The 13,767-nt window shown below is 71.4% G+C and carries 15 protein-coding genes and 2 tRNA genes; 6 read left to right on the plus strand and 11 right to left on the minus strand.

What is annotated here, in order from left to right:
* Positions 1–96: 96 nt before the first annotated feature.
* From BOSE127_RS13775 to BOSE127_RS13800, 6 genes are all read right to left on the minus strand, one after another.
* Complete coding sequence (locus BOSE127_RS13775) at positions 97–441, minus strand: metallopeptidase family protein (protein ID WP_017886056.1); 345 nt, start codon at positions 439–441, stop codon at positions 97–99.
* Entirely contained in the window at positions 441–2,621 is a 2,181-nt protein-coding gene (locus BOSE127_RS13780) for an acyltransferase family protein (RefSeq protein WP_159557653.1), read from the minus strand. The genes BOSE127_RS13775 and BOSE127_RS13780 overlap by 1 nt, the downstream gene beginning before the upstream one ends.
* Positions 2,622–2,729: 108 nt before the next feature.
* Positions 2,730–2,805: transfer RNA gene (locus tag BOSE127_RS13785), tRNA-His, on the minus strand.
* A gap of 75 nt (positions 2,806–2,880) precedes the next feature.
* Positions 2,881–3,519 carry an oligoribonuclease gene (gene orn, locus BOSE127_RS13790; protein ID WP_017886054.1) on the minus strand — a complete coding sequence of 213 codons (639 nt, stop codon included), beginning with the start codon at positions 3,517–3,519 and terminating at the stop codon, positions 2,881–2,883.
* An 863-nt stretch (positions 3,520–4,382) separates the two neighbouring features.
* The gene (locus BOSE127_RS13795) at positions 4,383–5,624 is read right to left on the minus strand and encodes an MFS transporter (RefSeq protein WP_159557657.1); all 1,242 of its coding nucleotides are present in this window, start codon (positions 5,622–5,624) and stop codon (positions 4,383–4,385) included.
* On the minus strand, positions 5,621–6,070 hold the full coding sequence (locus tag BOSE127_RS13800) for a MarR family winged helix-turn-helix transcriptional regulator (RefSeq protein WP_159557659.1): 450 nt from the start codon (positions 6,068–6,070) through the stop codon (positions 5,621–5,623). The genes BOSE127_RS13795 and BOSE127_RS13800 overlap by 4 nt, the downstream gene beginning before the upstream one ends.
* Positions 6,071–6,236: 166 nt before the next feature.
* On the opposite strand from BOSE127_RS13800, the gene BOSE127_RS13805 reads away from it, so the two are divergent.
* Positions 6,237–6,527: a hypothetical protein gene (locus BOSE127_RS13805; protein ID WP_042538564.1), complete on the plus strand. Its 291-nt coding sequence runs from the start codon at positions 6,237–6,239 to the stop codon at positions 6,525–6,527.
* Between the two features lie 29 nt (positions 6,528–6,556).
* Complete coding sequence (locus BOSE127_RS13810) at positions 6,557–6,817, plus strand: thioredoxin family protein (RefSeq protein ID WP_159557661.1); 261 nt, start codon at positions 6,557–6,559, stop codon at positions 6,815–6,817.
* Here BOSE127_RS13810 and BOSE127_RS13815 read toward each other — a convergent pair.
* The 3 genes from BOSE127_RS13815 to BOSE127_RS13825 all read right to left on the minus strand — a co-directional run bounded on the left by BOSE127_RS13815 (position 6,761) and on the right by BOSE127_RS13825 (position 10,098).
* On the minus strand, positions 6,761–8,323 hold the full coding sequence (locus BOSE127_RS13815; protein WP_159557663.1) for a DUF6716 putative glycosyltransferase: 1,563 nt from the start codon (positions 8,321–8,323) through the stop codon (positions 6,761–6,763). The two genes, BOSE127_RS13810 and BOSE127_RS13815, sit on opposite strands and share 57 nt — an antisense overlap.
* Positions 8,324–8,461: 138 nt before the next feature.
* Entirely contained in the window at positions 8,462–9,334 is an 873-nt protein-coding gene (locus tag BOSE127_RS13820; RefSeq protein ID WP_017886049.1) for an N-acetylneuraminate synthase family protein, read from the minus strand.
* Complete coding sequence (locus BOSE127_RS13825; RefSeq protein ID WP_159557665.1) at positions 9,331–10,098, minus strand: acylneuraminate cytidylyltransferase family protein; 768 nt, start codon at positions 10,096–10,098, stop codon at positions 9,331–9,333. The genes BOSE127_RS13820 and BOSE127_RS13825 overlap by 4 nt, the downstream gene beginning before the upstream one ends.
* 110 nt (positions 10,099–10,208) lie before the next feature.
* On the opposite strand from BOSE127_RS13825, the gene BOSE127_RS13830 reads away from it, so the two are divergent.
* Positions 10,209–10,281: transfer RNA gene (locus BOSE127_RS13830), tRNA-Arg, on the plus strand.
* A gap of 73 nt (positions 10,282–10,354) precedes the next feature.
* On the opposite strand, the gene BOSE127_RS13835 is transcribed toward BOSE127_RS13830, so the two are convergent.
* Both BOSE127_RS13835 and BOSE127_RS13840 read right to left on the minus strand, forming a co-directional pair.
* Positions 10,355–11,659, minus strand: coding sequence for a hypothetical protein (locus BOSE127_RS13835; RefSeq protein ID WP_159557667.1), 1,305 nt, complete (start codon positions 11,657–11,659; stop codon positions 10,355–10,357).
* An 89-nt stretch (positions 11,660–11,748) separates the two neighbouring features.
* Positions 11,749–12,015, minus strand: coding sequence for a hypothetical protein (locus tag BOSE127_RS13840; RefSeq protein WP_017886047.1), 267 nt, complete (start codon positions 12,013–12,015; stop codon positions 11,749–11,751).
* 150 nt (positions 12,016–12,165) lie between these two features.
* On the opposite strand from BOSE127_RS13840, the gene msrA reads away from it, so the two are divergent.
* The 3 genes from msrA to BOSE127_RS13855 all read left to right on the plus strand — a co-directional run bounded on the left by msrA (position 12,166) and on the right by BOSE127_RS13855 (position 13,746).
* Entirely contained in the window at positions 12,166–12,693 is a 528-nt protein-coding gene (gene msrA, locus BOSE127_RS13845) for a peptide-methionine (S)-S-oxide reductase MsrA (RefSeq protein ID WP_042538560.1), read from the plus strand.
* A 37-nt stretch (positions 12,694–12,730) separates the two neighbouring features.
* Positions 12,731–12,934 carry a hypothetical protein gene (locus BOSE127_RS13850; RefSeq protein ID WP_017886045.1) on the plus strand — a complete coding sequence of 68 codons (204 nt, stop codon included), beginning with the start codon at positions 12,731–12,733 and terminating at the stop codon, positions 12,932–12,934.
* 119 nt (positions 12,935–13,053) lie between these two features.
* Complete coding sequence (locus BOSE127_RS13855) at positions 13,054–13,746, plus strand: single-stranded DNA-binding protein (RefSeq protein WP_052481732.1); 693 nt, start codon at positions 13,054–13,056, stop codon at positions 13,744–13,746.
* Positions 13,747–13,767 lie beyond the last annotated feature (21 nt).

A 13,767-nucleotide genomic window follows, 5' to 3' on the forward strand; every position in this document is an offset into this window, starting at 1 on the left:
GGGCGTGGGAGAAGTACCACGAGGTGGGGCCGACGCGGTTCTGAGGCGCGGGTGCGGGTGCGGTGCGGGTGCGGTGCGCGGGCGCGTCGCTGGCCGCTACGCCCAGCCGAGCTCGTGCAGCCGCTCGTCGTCGATGCCGTAGAAGTGCCCGATCTCGTGCACGAGGGTGGTGTGCACCTCGTCCTTGAGCTCCTCGACGGTGTCGCACTCGGCCAGGTGCTGCTTCCGGAACACCACGATGCGGTCGGGCAGCTCGCCGAAGCCGTACTGCCCGCGCTCGGTGGCTGCGATGCCGTCGTAGACACCGAAGAGCTCTTCGCCGTTCTCCGGTTCGTCCTCGACGACGAACACCACGTTGTCGAGCCCGTCGACCATCTCGTCGGGGAGCAGGTCGAGTTCGTCGGTCACGAGTTGCTCGAAGGCCTCGGCGGACATCTCCATCACGGGGTCGATGGTCGCACACCCGGCAGGATGTCCTCCTTCCGGAGCAGGTCGAGCAGCGCCGGCGCCGATGCCTGTGAAGCCTCCGGTGTGACGTGGACCGGATCGAAGCGGGTGAGGACGTTCCCGATGAGCAGCGGGCAGGTACCGAACGAGCACCAGAGGGGGGTCGTGTCGAGCACCGTGGTCTCGTCGACGTCGTCGAGCAGGGTGGTCAGGGAACGCATCTGGGCGCGGGCTGTCGCATCGCCTTCTCGGCAGTCCTGTGGCCCCCGGGTGCCGGCGACACAGCCGGTCGGCGCGTACCCCGGCGGGGTGGCGGGTACGACGACGACGCGGCCGACGTGCGGTCGGGCAGCCTCGATGATCCCCTTGACGCCGGATTCGTAGGACTCTCGCGTGATCCCTTCGAGGCTCGGGTCTTCCTTGTCCCAGAACCGGTTCGTCACGACCAGGACGTCCGGGGTCGTCCGTTCGAGCTCGGCGAGCACCTCCGCGTTGTGGGCGGCGCAGGTGTCGACGTCCGAGGTGAGCGCCGTCGTGGAGAAGGGGCAGCCGATCTGTGCGCCGTTCCGGACCTGCACATCGGCGTCGGGGTCTTCTGCGAGCGCTCTCCACCCCGGCGCCGAGAACGCACCGGTGGAGTCGCCAGTGAGCATCACGGACGTCCCCGGAGCGGCGCCCCACGTGCACGAGTCCGCGCGCCAATCGGCACCGATCACCGAGCACCCGAGGGTGGGCGCCCAACTCGAGGTCTTCGTCAGGGAGTCTGCGTAGCCAGGGGCGCTGATCGCCTCGGCACTCGGCGTCAGGTCGTCCGGCCACGATCGCGCGCCCAGCCCTGCTGCGATGGCGTCGGCGCGGGCTTGCAGCGCCGGGAACGAGTCGTCGGCGGCGAGGTCGGTGTCGTCCCCGGCGGCGGGCGCTGCAGCGGGAACCGGTGGGAGCGGCCGGAGCCGCTCGGCGGTTCCCGAGACGGTGACGAGGGTGAGCACGGTCAGCGCGGCCAGCGCGCCGACCTGCAGCCGCAGACGGTGTTCCTGCAGCGTGGCGCGGAGGCCGCGGTGCCGGAAGGCGGTCTCCACCGTTGCGTAGCTCGCGATCGACGTCAGCAGTGCGAGGACGACCGCGATGCCGACGGGGAGCGATGTGAAGAGGGGCAGCAGGACGATGAACGGCCAGTGCCAGAGGTAGAGCGAGTAGCTCACCGTCCCGAGTCCGACGAGGGGACGCCAGCGCAGCGGTGCCGCTGCCCAGGCCGTGCGGGTGGGTGCGGGACCAGAGCTGGAGCGGGAGCTGGCGCCGGCTCCGGTTCCGGCTCCGGCTCCGGTTCCGGTTCCGGTTCCGGCTCCGGCGACCAGGATGAGCGCGGTACCGAGCGTCGGGACGAGTGCGAGCGGTGCCGGCATGCCGAAGCTCTCCGGCCCGAGCAGGACGGACGCGGCGATCGCGCCGAGTCCGATGACGACCATGCACTCCGCGACCCACGGGCGGACCGACCGGGCACGGTGCACAGCGATCGCGGCGAGGACACCCACGCCGAGCTCCCATGCACGCGTCGCCGTCGAGAAGTACGCGGAGGCAGGGTCGACCGCAGCAGCGACGAAGGCCCACGCGAGAGAGCACACCGTGAGGCCGCCGATCACGACGGTTGCACGTGCCGAGCGCCCGACGGTTCGATCGTCTCGGCGTGCGCGACGCCCGAGCAGGAGCAGCAGGAGGACCGGGAGCACCAGGTAGAACTGTTCCTCGACCGCGAGGGACCAGAAGTGCTGGAACGGTGAGGCGGCTGCCGTCGCCGCGAAGTAGTCGGTGCCCGCTGCTGCCAACCGCCAGTTCTGCACGGCGAGCACGGAGGCGACGGCATCGGCGGCGACCGAAGCGAACCTGCTCGTCGGCAGGAGGACCCAGGCCGCAGCCGTGGTCACGAGGATCACGAGGAGGGATGCCGGCGCGAGCCTGCGCACGCGGCGGGCGGCGAAGGCCCGGAGGCGGATCCGTCCGGTCCGCCCGTGTTCACGCAGCAGCCCTGCGGTGATGACGAACCCGGAGATCACGAAGAAGACGTCGACGCCGAGGAACCCACCGCTCGGCCAACGGAACGCATGGTCGAGGACGACCACGGCGACGGCGATCCCACGGAGGCCCTGGATGTCTGGTCGAAAGGATCGGGTTTGCACTGATCTACAATATACAGAAGTACATATTTTACACAAGACCAGAACATGTTCGCGAAACGACGAAGGCCCCGGTCCAACGGACCGGGGCCTTCGTCTGTTCTTCAGTACTGGGGTGAATAACGGGTCTCGAACCCGCGACCTCCTAGACCACAACCAGGCGCTCTACCAACTGAGCTATATCCACCATGTTCGAACCGGCGGACCGGCGCGACCACTCAATAGTAGTACATGCGGGACGGGGTGCGGACCACCCGTGTCGCTACTCGGCCGTGGGCTGCGCCAGCCGCGACTCCCACTTCGCCACGACGTCGGCCTGCACGGCGCGCACGTCGTCGGTGCTCGGGCCGGGCTCGGCGACGAAGCCGGCGCGGCGGTAGTACTCGAGCTCGCGGATCGACTCGAGGATGTCCGCGAGGGCACGGTGCCCACCGTGCTTCTCCGGCGCGTTGAAGTACACGCGCGGGAACCAGCGGCGGCAGAGTTCCTTGATGCTGGACACGTCGACGCTGCGGTAGTGCAGGTGTCCGTCGACGCGCGGCATGTACTTCGACAGGAACGCCCGGTCGGTGCCGATCGTGTTGCCGGCCAGGGGCGCGGAGCCCTCGGCGGGGACGTGCTCGAGGATGTACTCGAGCACCTGGTACTCGGCGTCCGCCAGGCTCACGCCGTTCGGGATCTCCTCGATGAGGCCCGAGGTGACGTGCATGTTCGTCACGAACTCGTTCATGTTGTCGAGCGCCGACTGGTCCGGCTTGATGACGATGTCGAACCCGGGGTGCACGGGCTCGAGGTCGAAGTCGGTGATGACCACGGCCACCTCGACGAGTTCGTCGACCTCGAGGTCGAGGCCGGTCATCTCGCAGTCGATCCAGACGAGGCGGTCATTCGCGGTTGCCATGTCCTCGATCCTATTCCCGCACTGCGTGCCTCCCGTACGGGCCGCGGGCGGGGGGGGGGGGCGTGCGTGCCCGTGCCCGTGCCCGTCATCCCGTCGGCCCGTTCCGTGGGTCCGATCCGCGAACGGGCGAAATGCCCGGGTCGCCCTCCGAACGCACCCGGGTATTTCGCCCGCTCGTCCGGGACACGAAGCGCAGGCGGTACACGCGACCGGCTGGAGGGCCCTCACGACCCCGGCAGGCCGCCCCGCGCCTCCAGTCAGCTCGTTCCACCCCGCCTGCCGCGGCGCTCCCGCTCGGACTTGCGTCCCCACCACGAGCGGGCGAAATGCCGCGGCCGCTCCGCCGGCGGGCACGGCATTTCGCCCGCTCGCCGACGGCGGCGGCGCTCCGGTTGCTCCGTCACGCCTTCGCCCGCTCGCGTGCTCACGTCCAGCCGAGCGGGCGAAATGCCGGGCCCGCTGGGCGGACGCACCCGGATGTTCCGCCCGCTCGGCGGCGACGCGAGCCGACAGCACTGCCGGCGACCGCCTGGAGGCCCGTGGCGACCCCGGCGGGCTGCGTCGCGCCTCCAGGCGGTTCGTTCCACCCCGCCTGCCGCGGCGTTCCCGCCGGCCGCTCGAGTCCTCCGCGAGTGGGCGAAATGCCCGAGTCGCCCTGCGGGCGAACCCGGGCATTTCGCCCGCTCAGGGGGAGAGGGGAGTGAGTGCACGGGCGAGCGGGCGCGCAGATGCACGAACGGGCGAAATGCCGGAGTGCCCACGGGGGACACTCGGGCATTTCGCCCGTTCGCGGGAGAAGCGGGGCAGGCGGGAGAATCGGGGCGAGCGGGGAGCGTCCGCGTGGCGGTGGACCCGCCCCGCCCCTAGACCATCTCGCCGGCGGTGATTGCCTCGGCCTCGACGCGCTCGGGCTCGGCACCGTCGTCGACGCGGCGCAGGACCCCGCTGGTGCAGAGGATCACGACGAAGGCGACCGCGACGGACGCACCCGCGAAGACGTACGCCGCCGAGGGGGAGTACGCGTCGGCGAGCAGGGTCGCGACGGGCGGGGCGATGGCGCCGCCGATGAAGCGGACGGCGGAGTAGGCGCTCGAGGCGACCGAGCGGGGGAGGTCGGTGGCCTCCATGACGCACTCGGTCAGCACGGTGTTCAGGACACCGAGCACGAGGCCGCCGATGACGACGCAGACGATCAGGCCCACCTGCGACCGGACGACGAGCGCGGCGGCGAACAGGTCGAGTGCGAGCAGGGGCAGCGCGATCTTCAGCACGGTCGTCCTGCGGAGCCGGGCGGTGAGCATCGGGGCGACCCACACCGACGTGATGGCGAGACCGACACCCCAGCCGAAGAACGTGAACCCGATGCCGAGCGCGCCGAAGCCGAGCGGGAACGGCGTGTACGCCAGCAGGACGAAGAAGCCGATGTTGTAGAACAGCGCGGTCGCGGCGAGTGCGGCGAGCGCGGGACGACCGAGAGCGCGGAACGGTGCGGAGAGCTTGGTGGGTGTGGGCTTCTCGAGACTGCCGGTCTTGAGCAGGGCGACGATGGCGATGAACGCGACGGCCATCAAGGTGGTCACGCCGAAGAACGGGCCGCGCCAGCTCACCGAGCCGAGCAGACCGCCGACGAGAGGGCCGACGGCGATGCCGAGGCCGAGCGCTGCCTCGTACAGGATGATCGCCGAGGCGGTGCCGCCCGACGCTGCCCCGACGATGGTCGCGAGCGCGGTGGAGATGAAGAGCGCGTTGCCGAGGCCCCACCCGGCGCGGAAGTCGATGATGCTCCACACGCTGTTCGACGTCGCGGCGAGGACCGAGAAGACCACGATCAGGGCGAGTCCGATGAGCAGGGTGCGCTTCGCGCCGATGCGGCTCGAGACCCAGCTCGTGAAGAACATCGCGACACCGGTGACGGCGAGGTAGCTCGTGAAGAGCAGCTCGGTCTGCGCCGGGGTCGCCTTCAGGGACGCGGCGATCGCGGGGAGGATCGGGTCGACGAGGCCGATGCCCATGAACGCGACGACGCAGGCGAAGGCGATCGCCCAGACCGCGGACGACTGCTTGAGGATGGAGCCGGACCGGCCGGCGGGTGCGTGGGCGTTCACGCGGGGATCTCCGTTCCGTTGGGGGTTGTCCGGGTGCGCTGGGCGATCAGGTCCGCCGCGTGGTGCAGGACGTCCCAGTCGTCGTCGGTCAGGTCGGCGAACAACGGGCCGACCGTGCTGGTGAGGGTGGATCGCCAGGCCGCGAGCCGGTCGCGGCCGGCGTCGGTGAGTTCGACGAGCTGCCCGCGGGAGTCGTCGGGGTCGACGCTGCGGCTGACCAGACCGTCGGCGAGCATGCCGGCGACGAGCCGGGTCATCGTGGGCTGCGCCACGCGCGACGCGGTGGCCAGCTCGCCGAGTCGCAGGGGCTCGTCGGTCTCGAGGATGCCGAGTGTGCGCCAGACGGCGGTGGAGGACGTGTTGCCCGTCGACTGGACGGCGCGGCGGATCAGGCGGTTGACGGAGACGAGGAGGGTCTCGATCGTCTGCTCGCGCGGTGTTTCCATAGCGGAACTATATAGCGATGCTATGCATTCCGCAACGGCGGCGACCGGGGCGCAACCGGCGAAGACCGCCGTGCAACGTGCGAGGGCCGCCGCGCAACCGGCGAGGCCCGCCGCGCAAGCACGGGCTGAACAGACTGCCCCAGCCGCCGCCTGGTAGAAGGGACGCATGAGCGACATCACCATCCACGAAGGCGACGAGTACACCGCGATCTTCCACGGCGGCCCCTTCGACGGCACGACCGACACCCGCACCGCCACGAGCGACGCGCTGGACAACGAGGTCACGGTGTTCGCCGACGTCGAGGGCCTGCAGACGGCCTTCACCTACCGCGCCACCAAGTCCCGCCAGGTGCTCGACCAGATCTCGGTCGAGTTCACCTACGAGCCGAGCGAGTCCGACCCCGTGGACGACCTGCAGGACCGCGGCGACCGCAGCGGTGAGTTCGACCGGGAGTAGAACCCCCACCCGCCGCGTTGCAGGACCACATGCAGCTCGATCTCTGGACGTCCGCCTTCTGTGCGCCGTGCTCCGCCGCCCGCCGGGTGTCGGCCGAGGCCTCGGCGCTCGTCCCCGGGCTCACCGTGACCGAACACGACGTGGCGGCGCACCCCGACGACGCGGAAGACCTCGGTGTCCGGTCCACGCCCACGATCATCGTGCGGCAGGACGACGGCACCGAGGTCTTCCGTTCACCCGGCGTCCCGACCCGGGACCAGCTCCTGCTCGCGGTGGCCAAGGCGCTCTGACCGAGCCGCTGCCGCGGCCGTCCCAGCGGCGGCCCCCGACGCGGGCGCAGCGACGCGCCCTCCTGCGCGCTGCGACGTCGGCGCCGACACCACGACGGGCTCCGGCGGATCGATCAGTGCCCGCATGCGCCGCGCCAGGCGCTTCGCACTCCGGATCGGCGCCCCGATGCCCAGCGCGACCAGCCCGAGCGGGCTTCGATCGGCCCCACCGAGGGCGTTCTTCCGCTCCCACGCACGTCGCAGCGCCCCACCACGGCTCCGCCGAGCCGGTGCCCGGTCCACCAGCCTCCCGGCGTCCCGTCGGGCCATGAGGTCCACCAGTCGGCGCTGCCAGTCGTCCTCGGCGGCCGGGTGGAAGTAGTTGTCCCGCATCCACTCCGGCCGGACGGCCCCGAACCGGCCGTCGACCAGGTCGACGGCGTCCCCCTCGAGGCCACTCCCCACGAACACCTCGTTGATCAGGTGCCGCCCGATCCCGAAGTCGGTGAGCGTGAGCGCGGGGACACCCCGGGCCGCAGCCTCGAGGACGGCCGTCGAACTGATCGTCACGAGTGCCACCGCGCGGTCGAGGTGGTCGGCCATCGGGCCGCTCTCCACCACCAGGTTGGCCGGGGCGTCCGCCGGCACCAGGTCCGGGTACGGGTGCTCCTCGCGGTGCGTCTGGTGCTCGCCGGCCGCGGCGCGGGTCTTGATGACGACGCGCCACTCCGGGTGCGCGCGGGCCGTGTCGACGAGCCAGCGCACGACGAGGGCTCGGTCGGCCCGCTCGAGCGGCACACTCGGCTGCGCCGCGAAGACGACGGAGTCGCGGACGGGCGCGCCCGTCGCGCCCGTCGCGCCGGTACCGCCGGTCGCGCCGGCACCCCGGGCGAACGGCAGTGTGGCGAGTGCGAAGTGCGGCTCGACCCCGCCCTCGCGCGCCAGTTCCTCGTACGCGCGCACCTCGCGGTGGCTGTGCAGCACGAACAGGTCGGCCCGGGCGCGGAAGAAGATGCCCTTCCACTTCGCGGGGAACGAGATCCCCGGCAGCCCCGACACCAGCACCGGCCGGTCCGGGATCCGCCGGTGCACCTCGTCGATCACGAGTTCGGCCACGGGCCCGATCAAGGACACCAGGACGGCGTCCGGCGGGTCCTGTCGGAGCTCCTCGACGGCGGCGTCGACGTCCTTCGGTACGGGCGGTTCGCGGTGCAGGTGGGCGAGTCGTCGGTCCAACCCGCGGAACGCCGAACGCAGCTGCTTCGGACTGGCCGACCGCGGGGTCGCCACGGTGCGCAGCTCCAGGTCCCAGTCGGCGGGCGCGGTCGCCAGCAGGTGGGCGCCCCACTTCGCGAACGAGTCGGTGTCGACCAGGCCGACCACGCGTCGGACGCGTGGTGACGCGTCGGACGGGAGGCGCGCCTCCCGTCCGCCGGTCGACCCACCGCCGTCAGCCGGCACGTCCAGGGCGCGGGTCCCGTCGACCGGGCCGGTCACGTGCGCGGTGCTCACGTGCGCTCCGCTCACGCGCCGACGCGACGCAGCTTCGCGAGCGGTGCCTGCTCGCCGGCGCCTGGATGGGGACTGCATGCGCTCACGCGCCGACGCGACGCAGCTTCGCGAGCGGTGCCTGCTCGCCGGTGCCCGGATGGCGACTGCATGCGCTCACGCGCCGACACGACGCAGCTTCGCGAGCGGTGCCTGCTCGCCGGGGAAGATGCGCTTGACGCCGTCGCCGAGGGCGGTCTCGATGATGCGGATGTCACGGGCGAGCGTCTTCAGGCCGTGCGGCTCGAGGGACGCGGCGTGGTCGGAGCCCCACATCGTGCGGTCCAGCGTGATGTGCCGTTCGACGGCCGTGGCGCCGAGGGCGACCGCGGCGATCGAGATCTGCAGGCCGGGCTCGTGGCCGGAGTAGCCGACGGGGACGCCCGCGTACCGGTGGGCGAGCGTGTCGATCATGCGGAGGTTCGCCTCCTCGGCGGGCAGCGGGTAGGTCGACGTCGCGTGCATGAGGACGAGGCGGTCGGTGCCGAGGGTCTCGACGGCGGCGTCGATCTGCTCGAGCGTGGACATGCCGGTCGACAGGATGACGGGCTTGCCGGTCGCGGCGACCGCGGCGAGCATGCCGAGGTCCGTCACCGACGCCGACGCGATCTTGTAGGCGACGACGTTGAGGTCCTCGAGGAAGTCCACCGACGGCTCGTCCCACGGCGACGCGAACCAGTCGAGACCGCGGAGGGTCGCGTGGTCACCGATCTCGATGTACTGGTCGCGGTCGAACTCGACGCGGTAGCGGTACTCCAGGTAGGTCATGTCGCCCCACGGGGTGCTGCGCGGGGTGTTCTTCATGTGCTCCGGCGTGGAGATCGCGGGGGTGCGCTTCTGGAACTTGACGGCCTGCAGGCCGGCGTCGGCAGCGACGTCGATGAGCTGCTTCGCGATGTCGACGTCGCCGTTGTGGTTGAGGCCGATCTCGCCGATGAGGTACGCGGGGTGGCCCGCGCCGATCGTGGACGTACCGATGGTGACGGTCATGGTGCTCCGTTCGGTGCGGGGGTGGCCCGCGTCGGGGATGGGTCTCGGGTCGTGGTGGCTGTGGGCACTTCGGCGAGTGGTTCGGCGAGGGCTTCGGCGAGGGCTTCTGCGAGGGCCAGGTCGGCTTCGTCGTCGATGTCGATCGCGCGGGCACCGTCGACGACTGCCAGCTCGACGCGGCCGTGGAACCGGTGCCGGTGCTCGAGGAACCCCGACGTCCGCATCACGTAGAACGCGCCGGTCTCGCGGTACTCCGGCTCACGGTCCTGGCGGCGCGGTCTGGTCGCAGCGTCGTGGTTGACCGCGACCGTGGTGCCGTCCGGCGCGGTCCGCCACAGGAACGCGTGCGACGGTGCGGCCGCGAACACCGCGTCGGCGTGCCCGTCGACCACGCGCGCGACGGCGGCGTCGAGGTCGGCCGGGTCGATGAACGGCGAGGTCGCCTGCAGGAAGACGAGGACCTCGGGCAGTGGCGTGCTGATCGCGTCGAGGACGTGCAGCAGCGCGGACTCGGACGATGCCTCGTCACCGGCGAGCTCGGCCGGACGGCGGACCACGGCGGCACCGGAGGCGACCGCCTCAGCGGCGATCGCGTCGCCGTCGGTCGTGACGACCACCTCGTCGATGCTCGCGGCCAGCCGAGCCGAATCGACCGCACGACGGACCAGCGAACGACCCGCGACGGTGCGGAGGTTCTTGCCGGGGATCCCCTTCGACCCGGCACGCGCGGGCACGACGGCGAGGACGGAACCGGTGGTGCGCATGCTCCGGACGCTACGAAGCGCGGGTGTCCCGGAGGGGAACGGAGAGCAGACGGCGGCCGACCGTTGGGCAACCGCCGGATCTGGTCACGGCGCTACAATCGACGCTGCTTGCCTCCGTAGCTCAGTGGATAGAGCAGGTGGTTTCTACCCACCGTGCCGCGGGTTCGATTCCTGCCGGGGGCACCGAAGACGAACAGGGCCGCCATCCTGTGCGGATGGCGGCCCTGTTCTCGTCGCTGTGGCGTCGTGGCGGCTGTTACTCGTCGTCGTCAGCGGCGCGGCGCCGGAGTTCGGCGGCGCTGATCGGCTGCGTGTACGGCGCTTCCGATGTCTCGTTCGCGTCGGCCGGTTCGGCGGGGGCCTGGCCCAGACGCGTCGGGACGGACGTGGTGCTCGTCGTTCCGGGGGTCTCGACCCGGGGAGCCGACGCCGGCGGGACGTCGTTCGCCGGTGTGCGGTTGACGTGCGCCTCGGCTGCCGTGGGCGTCGCGACGGCGCGGTCGGCAGAGGACGGGCGGTCGTTCCGCGGTGCGCGGTCGGTGTCGCCGAACGCGCGGGTGGCGCTCGCGCCGCCGAAGGCACGGGTCGCGCTGGCGTCGTCCACGGCCTCGGTGTCGTCCGTGCTGCGAACCGGGGTGGAGCGTGCGGGTGAGGTCGGGGTGCCGAGCGCCGGGCGCACCGGCGGCGCAGCCTCGTCGTCGCCGTAGACACGGGTGGTGTTCTCGCCGAAGGAGCGTGTGGCGTTCGGGTCGGTGCTCCCGCGGTTCTGGTTCGTGCCGGCACCGCGGTTCACCGAGAACGAGGGGGTCGTCCCACCGGTGGATCCGGCGGCTGCGGTTCCGGGCGCAGCCGCACCGGCAGCGGGCGAACCAGCAGCGGGTGCGGTGGCTGCCGGGACCGAAGGCGCTGATGCGGGGCGCTGCGCCGGACGCAGCGAGGTCGTCGTCGGGGTGGCGCGCTCGACCGGAGCAACCGGGGCCGGGCCCTGCGCCTGGGTGCGCGGGGCCTCGCCCTGGTCGGCGTTCCAGTCCTGCTGGCGCTTGATCAGGTCGGCGTCGGGGTCCGGAGACTCGAACTTCCAGCGCTCGAGGTCGGCCTTGAAGAGCTTGCGCGCACGGCTCGGACGTGCCTGCCAGTCGAGCAGGCGGTCACGGAACTCGGCGAGGGACTGGTCCGCCTGGAAGCTGAACGTCGACGAGTTCTTCTTGATGTCGGCGATCTCGTGCTGGGCCCAGTTGGCGGCCAGCGGCGCACCCTGCACGGCGAGCAGGCGCAGCCGGATGTCGGCGTCCTCGGCCAGGTGGTCGGCGTAGGCGCGCTCGTCGTGTCCGAGCGATCCCCACGCGGCAGCCTTGCGCGCAGCCGTCAGGATCGCGGCCACGGCGGCGTTCTTCGATTCCCGCTCCTGCAGCGCCACGACCCGCTTGGTCGCGCTGCGCCCGATGAGCGCCGCGATGACACCAGCCATGACGATCGCGACGAAGGGGATCACAGCGCCCGAGAGCACCCGCCACCCCGTGTCGGACGAAGTCCAGTCGGTCAGGTCGTTCCACCAGTCCATGTGCGCACCATACCCACGGGACGATCAGGCGTCGGGGAGGTCGGACGGCGTTCCGCGCATCCCAGCGCAGATGATTCCAATGTGGAACATCATGACCAGCGCAGGGTGTCCACGGCGTCGTCGGCGGACCAGACGCTCGGCAGCTCGACGAACCGGCGCTCGGTCGCGACGTACCGGCGCGCACGGTAGGCGGTGTCGCCGGCGACGTCGATGCGGTCGACGTAGCCGACGATCTCACCGTTGGCCCGGGTCACGCGGCTCAGGTCGTCGCGGACGTCGAGGATGCGGTAGTCGCCCCGGGCGCGGGCCAGCGGGACGGTGCGGATCCGCAGTGCGGGTTCGGTGATGGTCTGCATCGCTGGCCTCCTGGTCGGTGTGGTGCCGACGCTACGGGGGACCACCGACACGCCGAGGGGTGCCGTCCGATCTGGGGAACAGGGTCTCCGCGCACACTGTTGTGGAGGAACGAGTGGGCCGCACGCGTGGCCCGGAGAGAGGGTGTCGTCATGACCACGTTCGTGCTCGCAGGTGGATGTTTCTGGTGTCTCGACGCCGTGTACCGCACGCTCCAGGGTGTGCAGGACGTGGTGTCGGGCTACATCGGCGGACAGGTCGACGACCCGTCCTACGAACTGGTGTGCACCGGGACGACGGGGCACGCCGAGGCGGTCGCGGTGACGTTCGACGAGTCGGTGATCCCAGCCGAGGTGATCCTCGACGTCTTCTTCACGCTGCACGACCCCCGTCAGCTGAACCGGCAGGGCGCCGACGTCGGCACGCAGTACCGCTCGGCGATGTTCCCGGCCGACGACGCGCAGCGCGAGCTGTTCGAGCGCGCGATCGAGCGGGCGTCGGACATCTGGGACGGCGGGGTCGTCACCACCATCGAGCCGCTCTCGACGTTCTTCACGGCAGAGGAGTACCACCAGGACTTCTTCGCGAAGAACCCCGGGCAGGGTTACTGCCTCGCGGTCGCGCTGCCCAAGGTGAACAAGGTCCGGAAGGCCTACAGTCAGTACATCCTGGCGTCCTGACCCCGGGGCGGCAGGGCCACGAGGAGGTGGTTCGAACATGACGGACAACACGGGAACCTGGGTCGCCATCGGTCCGGCCGGAGCAGTGGGAAGCATCCACCGCGCGGCGGACGGCTTCGAGGTCGAGCTCTACGGACGCCGACGGGCGGGCGGGCCCTACCCGTCCCTCGAGTCCGCGAAGGGCGCGGTCCACGCCGCGCTCGGACCGTTGGCCGCCCGGCCCGAGTTCCGAGCGCACTGAGCGGGTCCGGACAGGAGGCCCGGGGGACTCGTCCTCCACAGGTCGCCTGATCGGGTCCACACGCCACAGATCCAGCCCGGGGCTGCTGAGGCAGCCCCGGGCTCCGTGACGATCGACCCATGAACGACATCATCACCGTCTGCGGAATCGTCGCCACCGAGCCCCGGCACCTCGTCACCGAGACCGGCATCGCCATCACGAGTCTCCGGCTCGCGTCACCCTCGCGTCGTTGGGACCGGGCCACCTCGGCCTGGGTCAACGGTGCGACCAACTGGTACACCGTCACCGCGTTCCGGTCGCTCGCGTCGAACGTGTTCAAGTCCCTGAAGAAGGGCGACCGGATCGTCGTCGCCGGCCGGGTTCGCATCCGCACGTGGGAACGCGACGGTCGTGGCGGGACCTCGGTCGAGATCGACGCCGACGGCATCGGCCACGACCTGGCGTGGGGGATCAGCAACTGGCTGCGGGTTCCGCGGCAGGTCGGCGACGCCGCATCGGGTCACGGTGGGCTGCGTGGGGTGGACCCCCGCACCGGCGAGGTCCGTGACCCCGCTGTGGGTCACGGCGCCGCGGACGGACCCGACCGCGGGGAGCACACCGCAGAGCCCCACGAACACGCACCGTCGACCGACCCGGGGTCGGACGACGACGCCGATGCGCTGCACGGCGCACCGACCCTCGGGGACGGCACCGAGCCAGCGGGGCCGTCCGAACACGTCCTCGAGCAGGACGCCGCGCCCTGGGACCCTGCGCCACCCCTCGACGACCACGCCGACCACGCCGACCGCACCGACCACGACGAAGCGGCCTGACCCGGCAGCCGATCGGAGTCG

Origin of the sequence: Curtobacterium sp. 8I-2 (genome assembly GCF_902506155.1) — a bacterium.
GTDB lineage: Bacteria > Actinomycetota > Actinomycetes > Actinomycetales > Microbacteriaceae > Curtobacterium > Curtobacterium poinsettiae.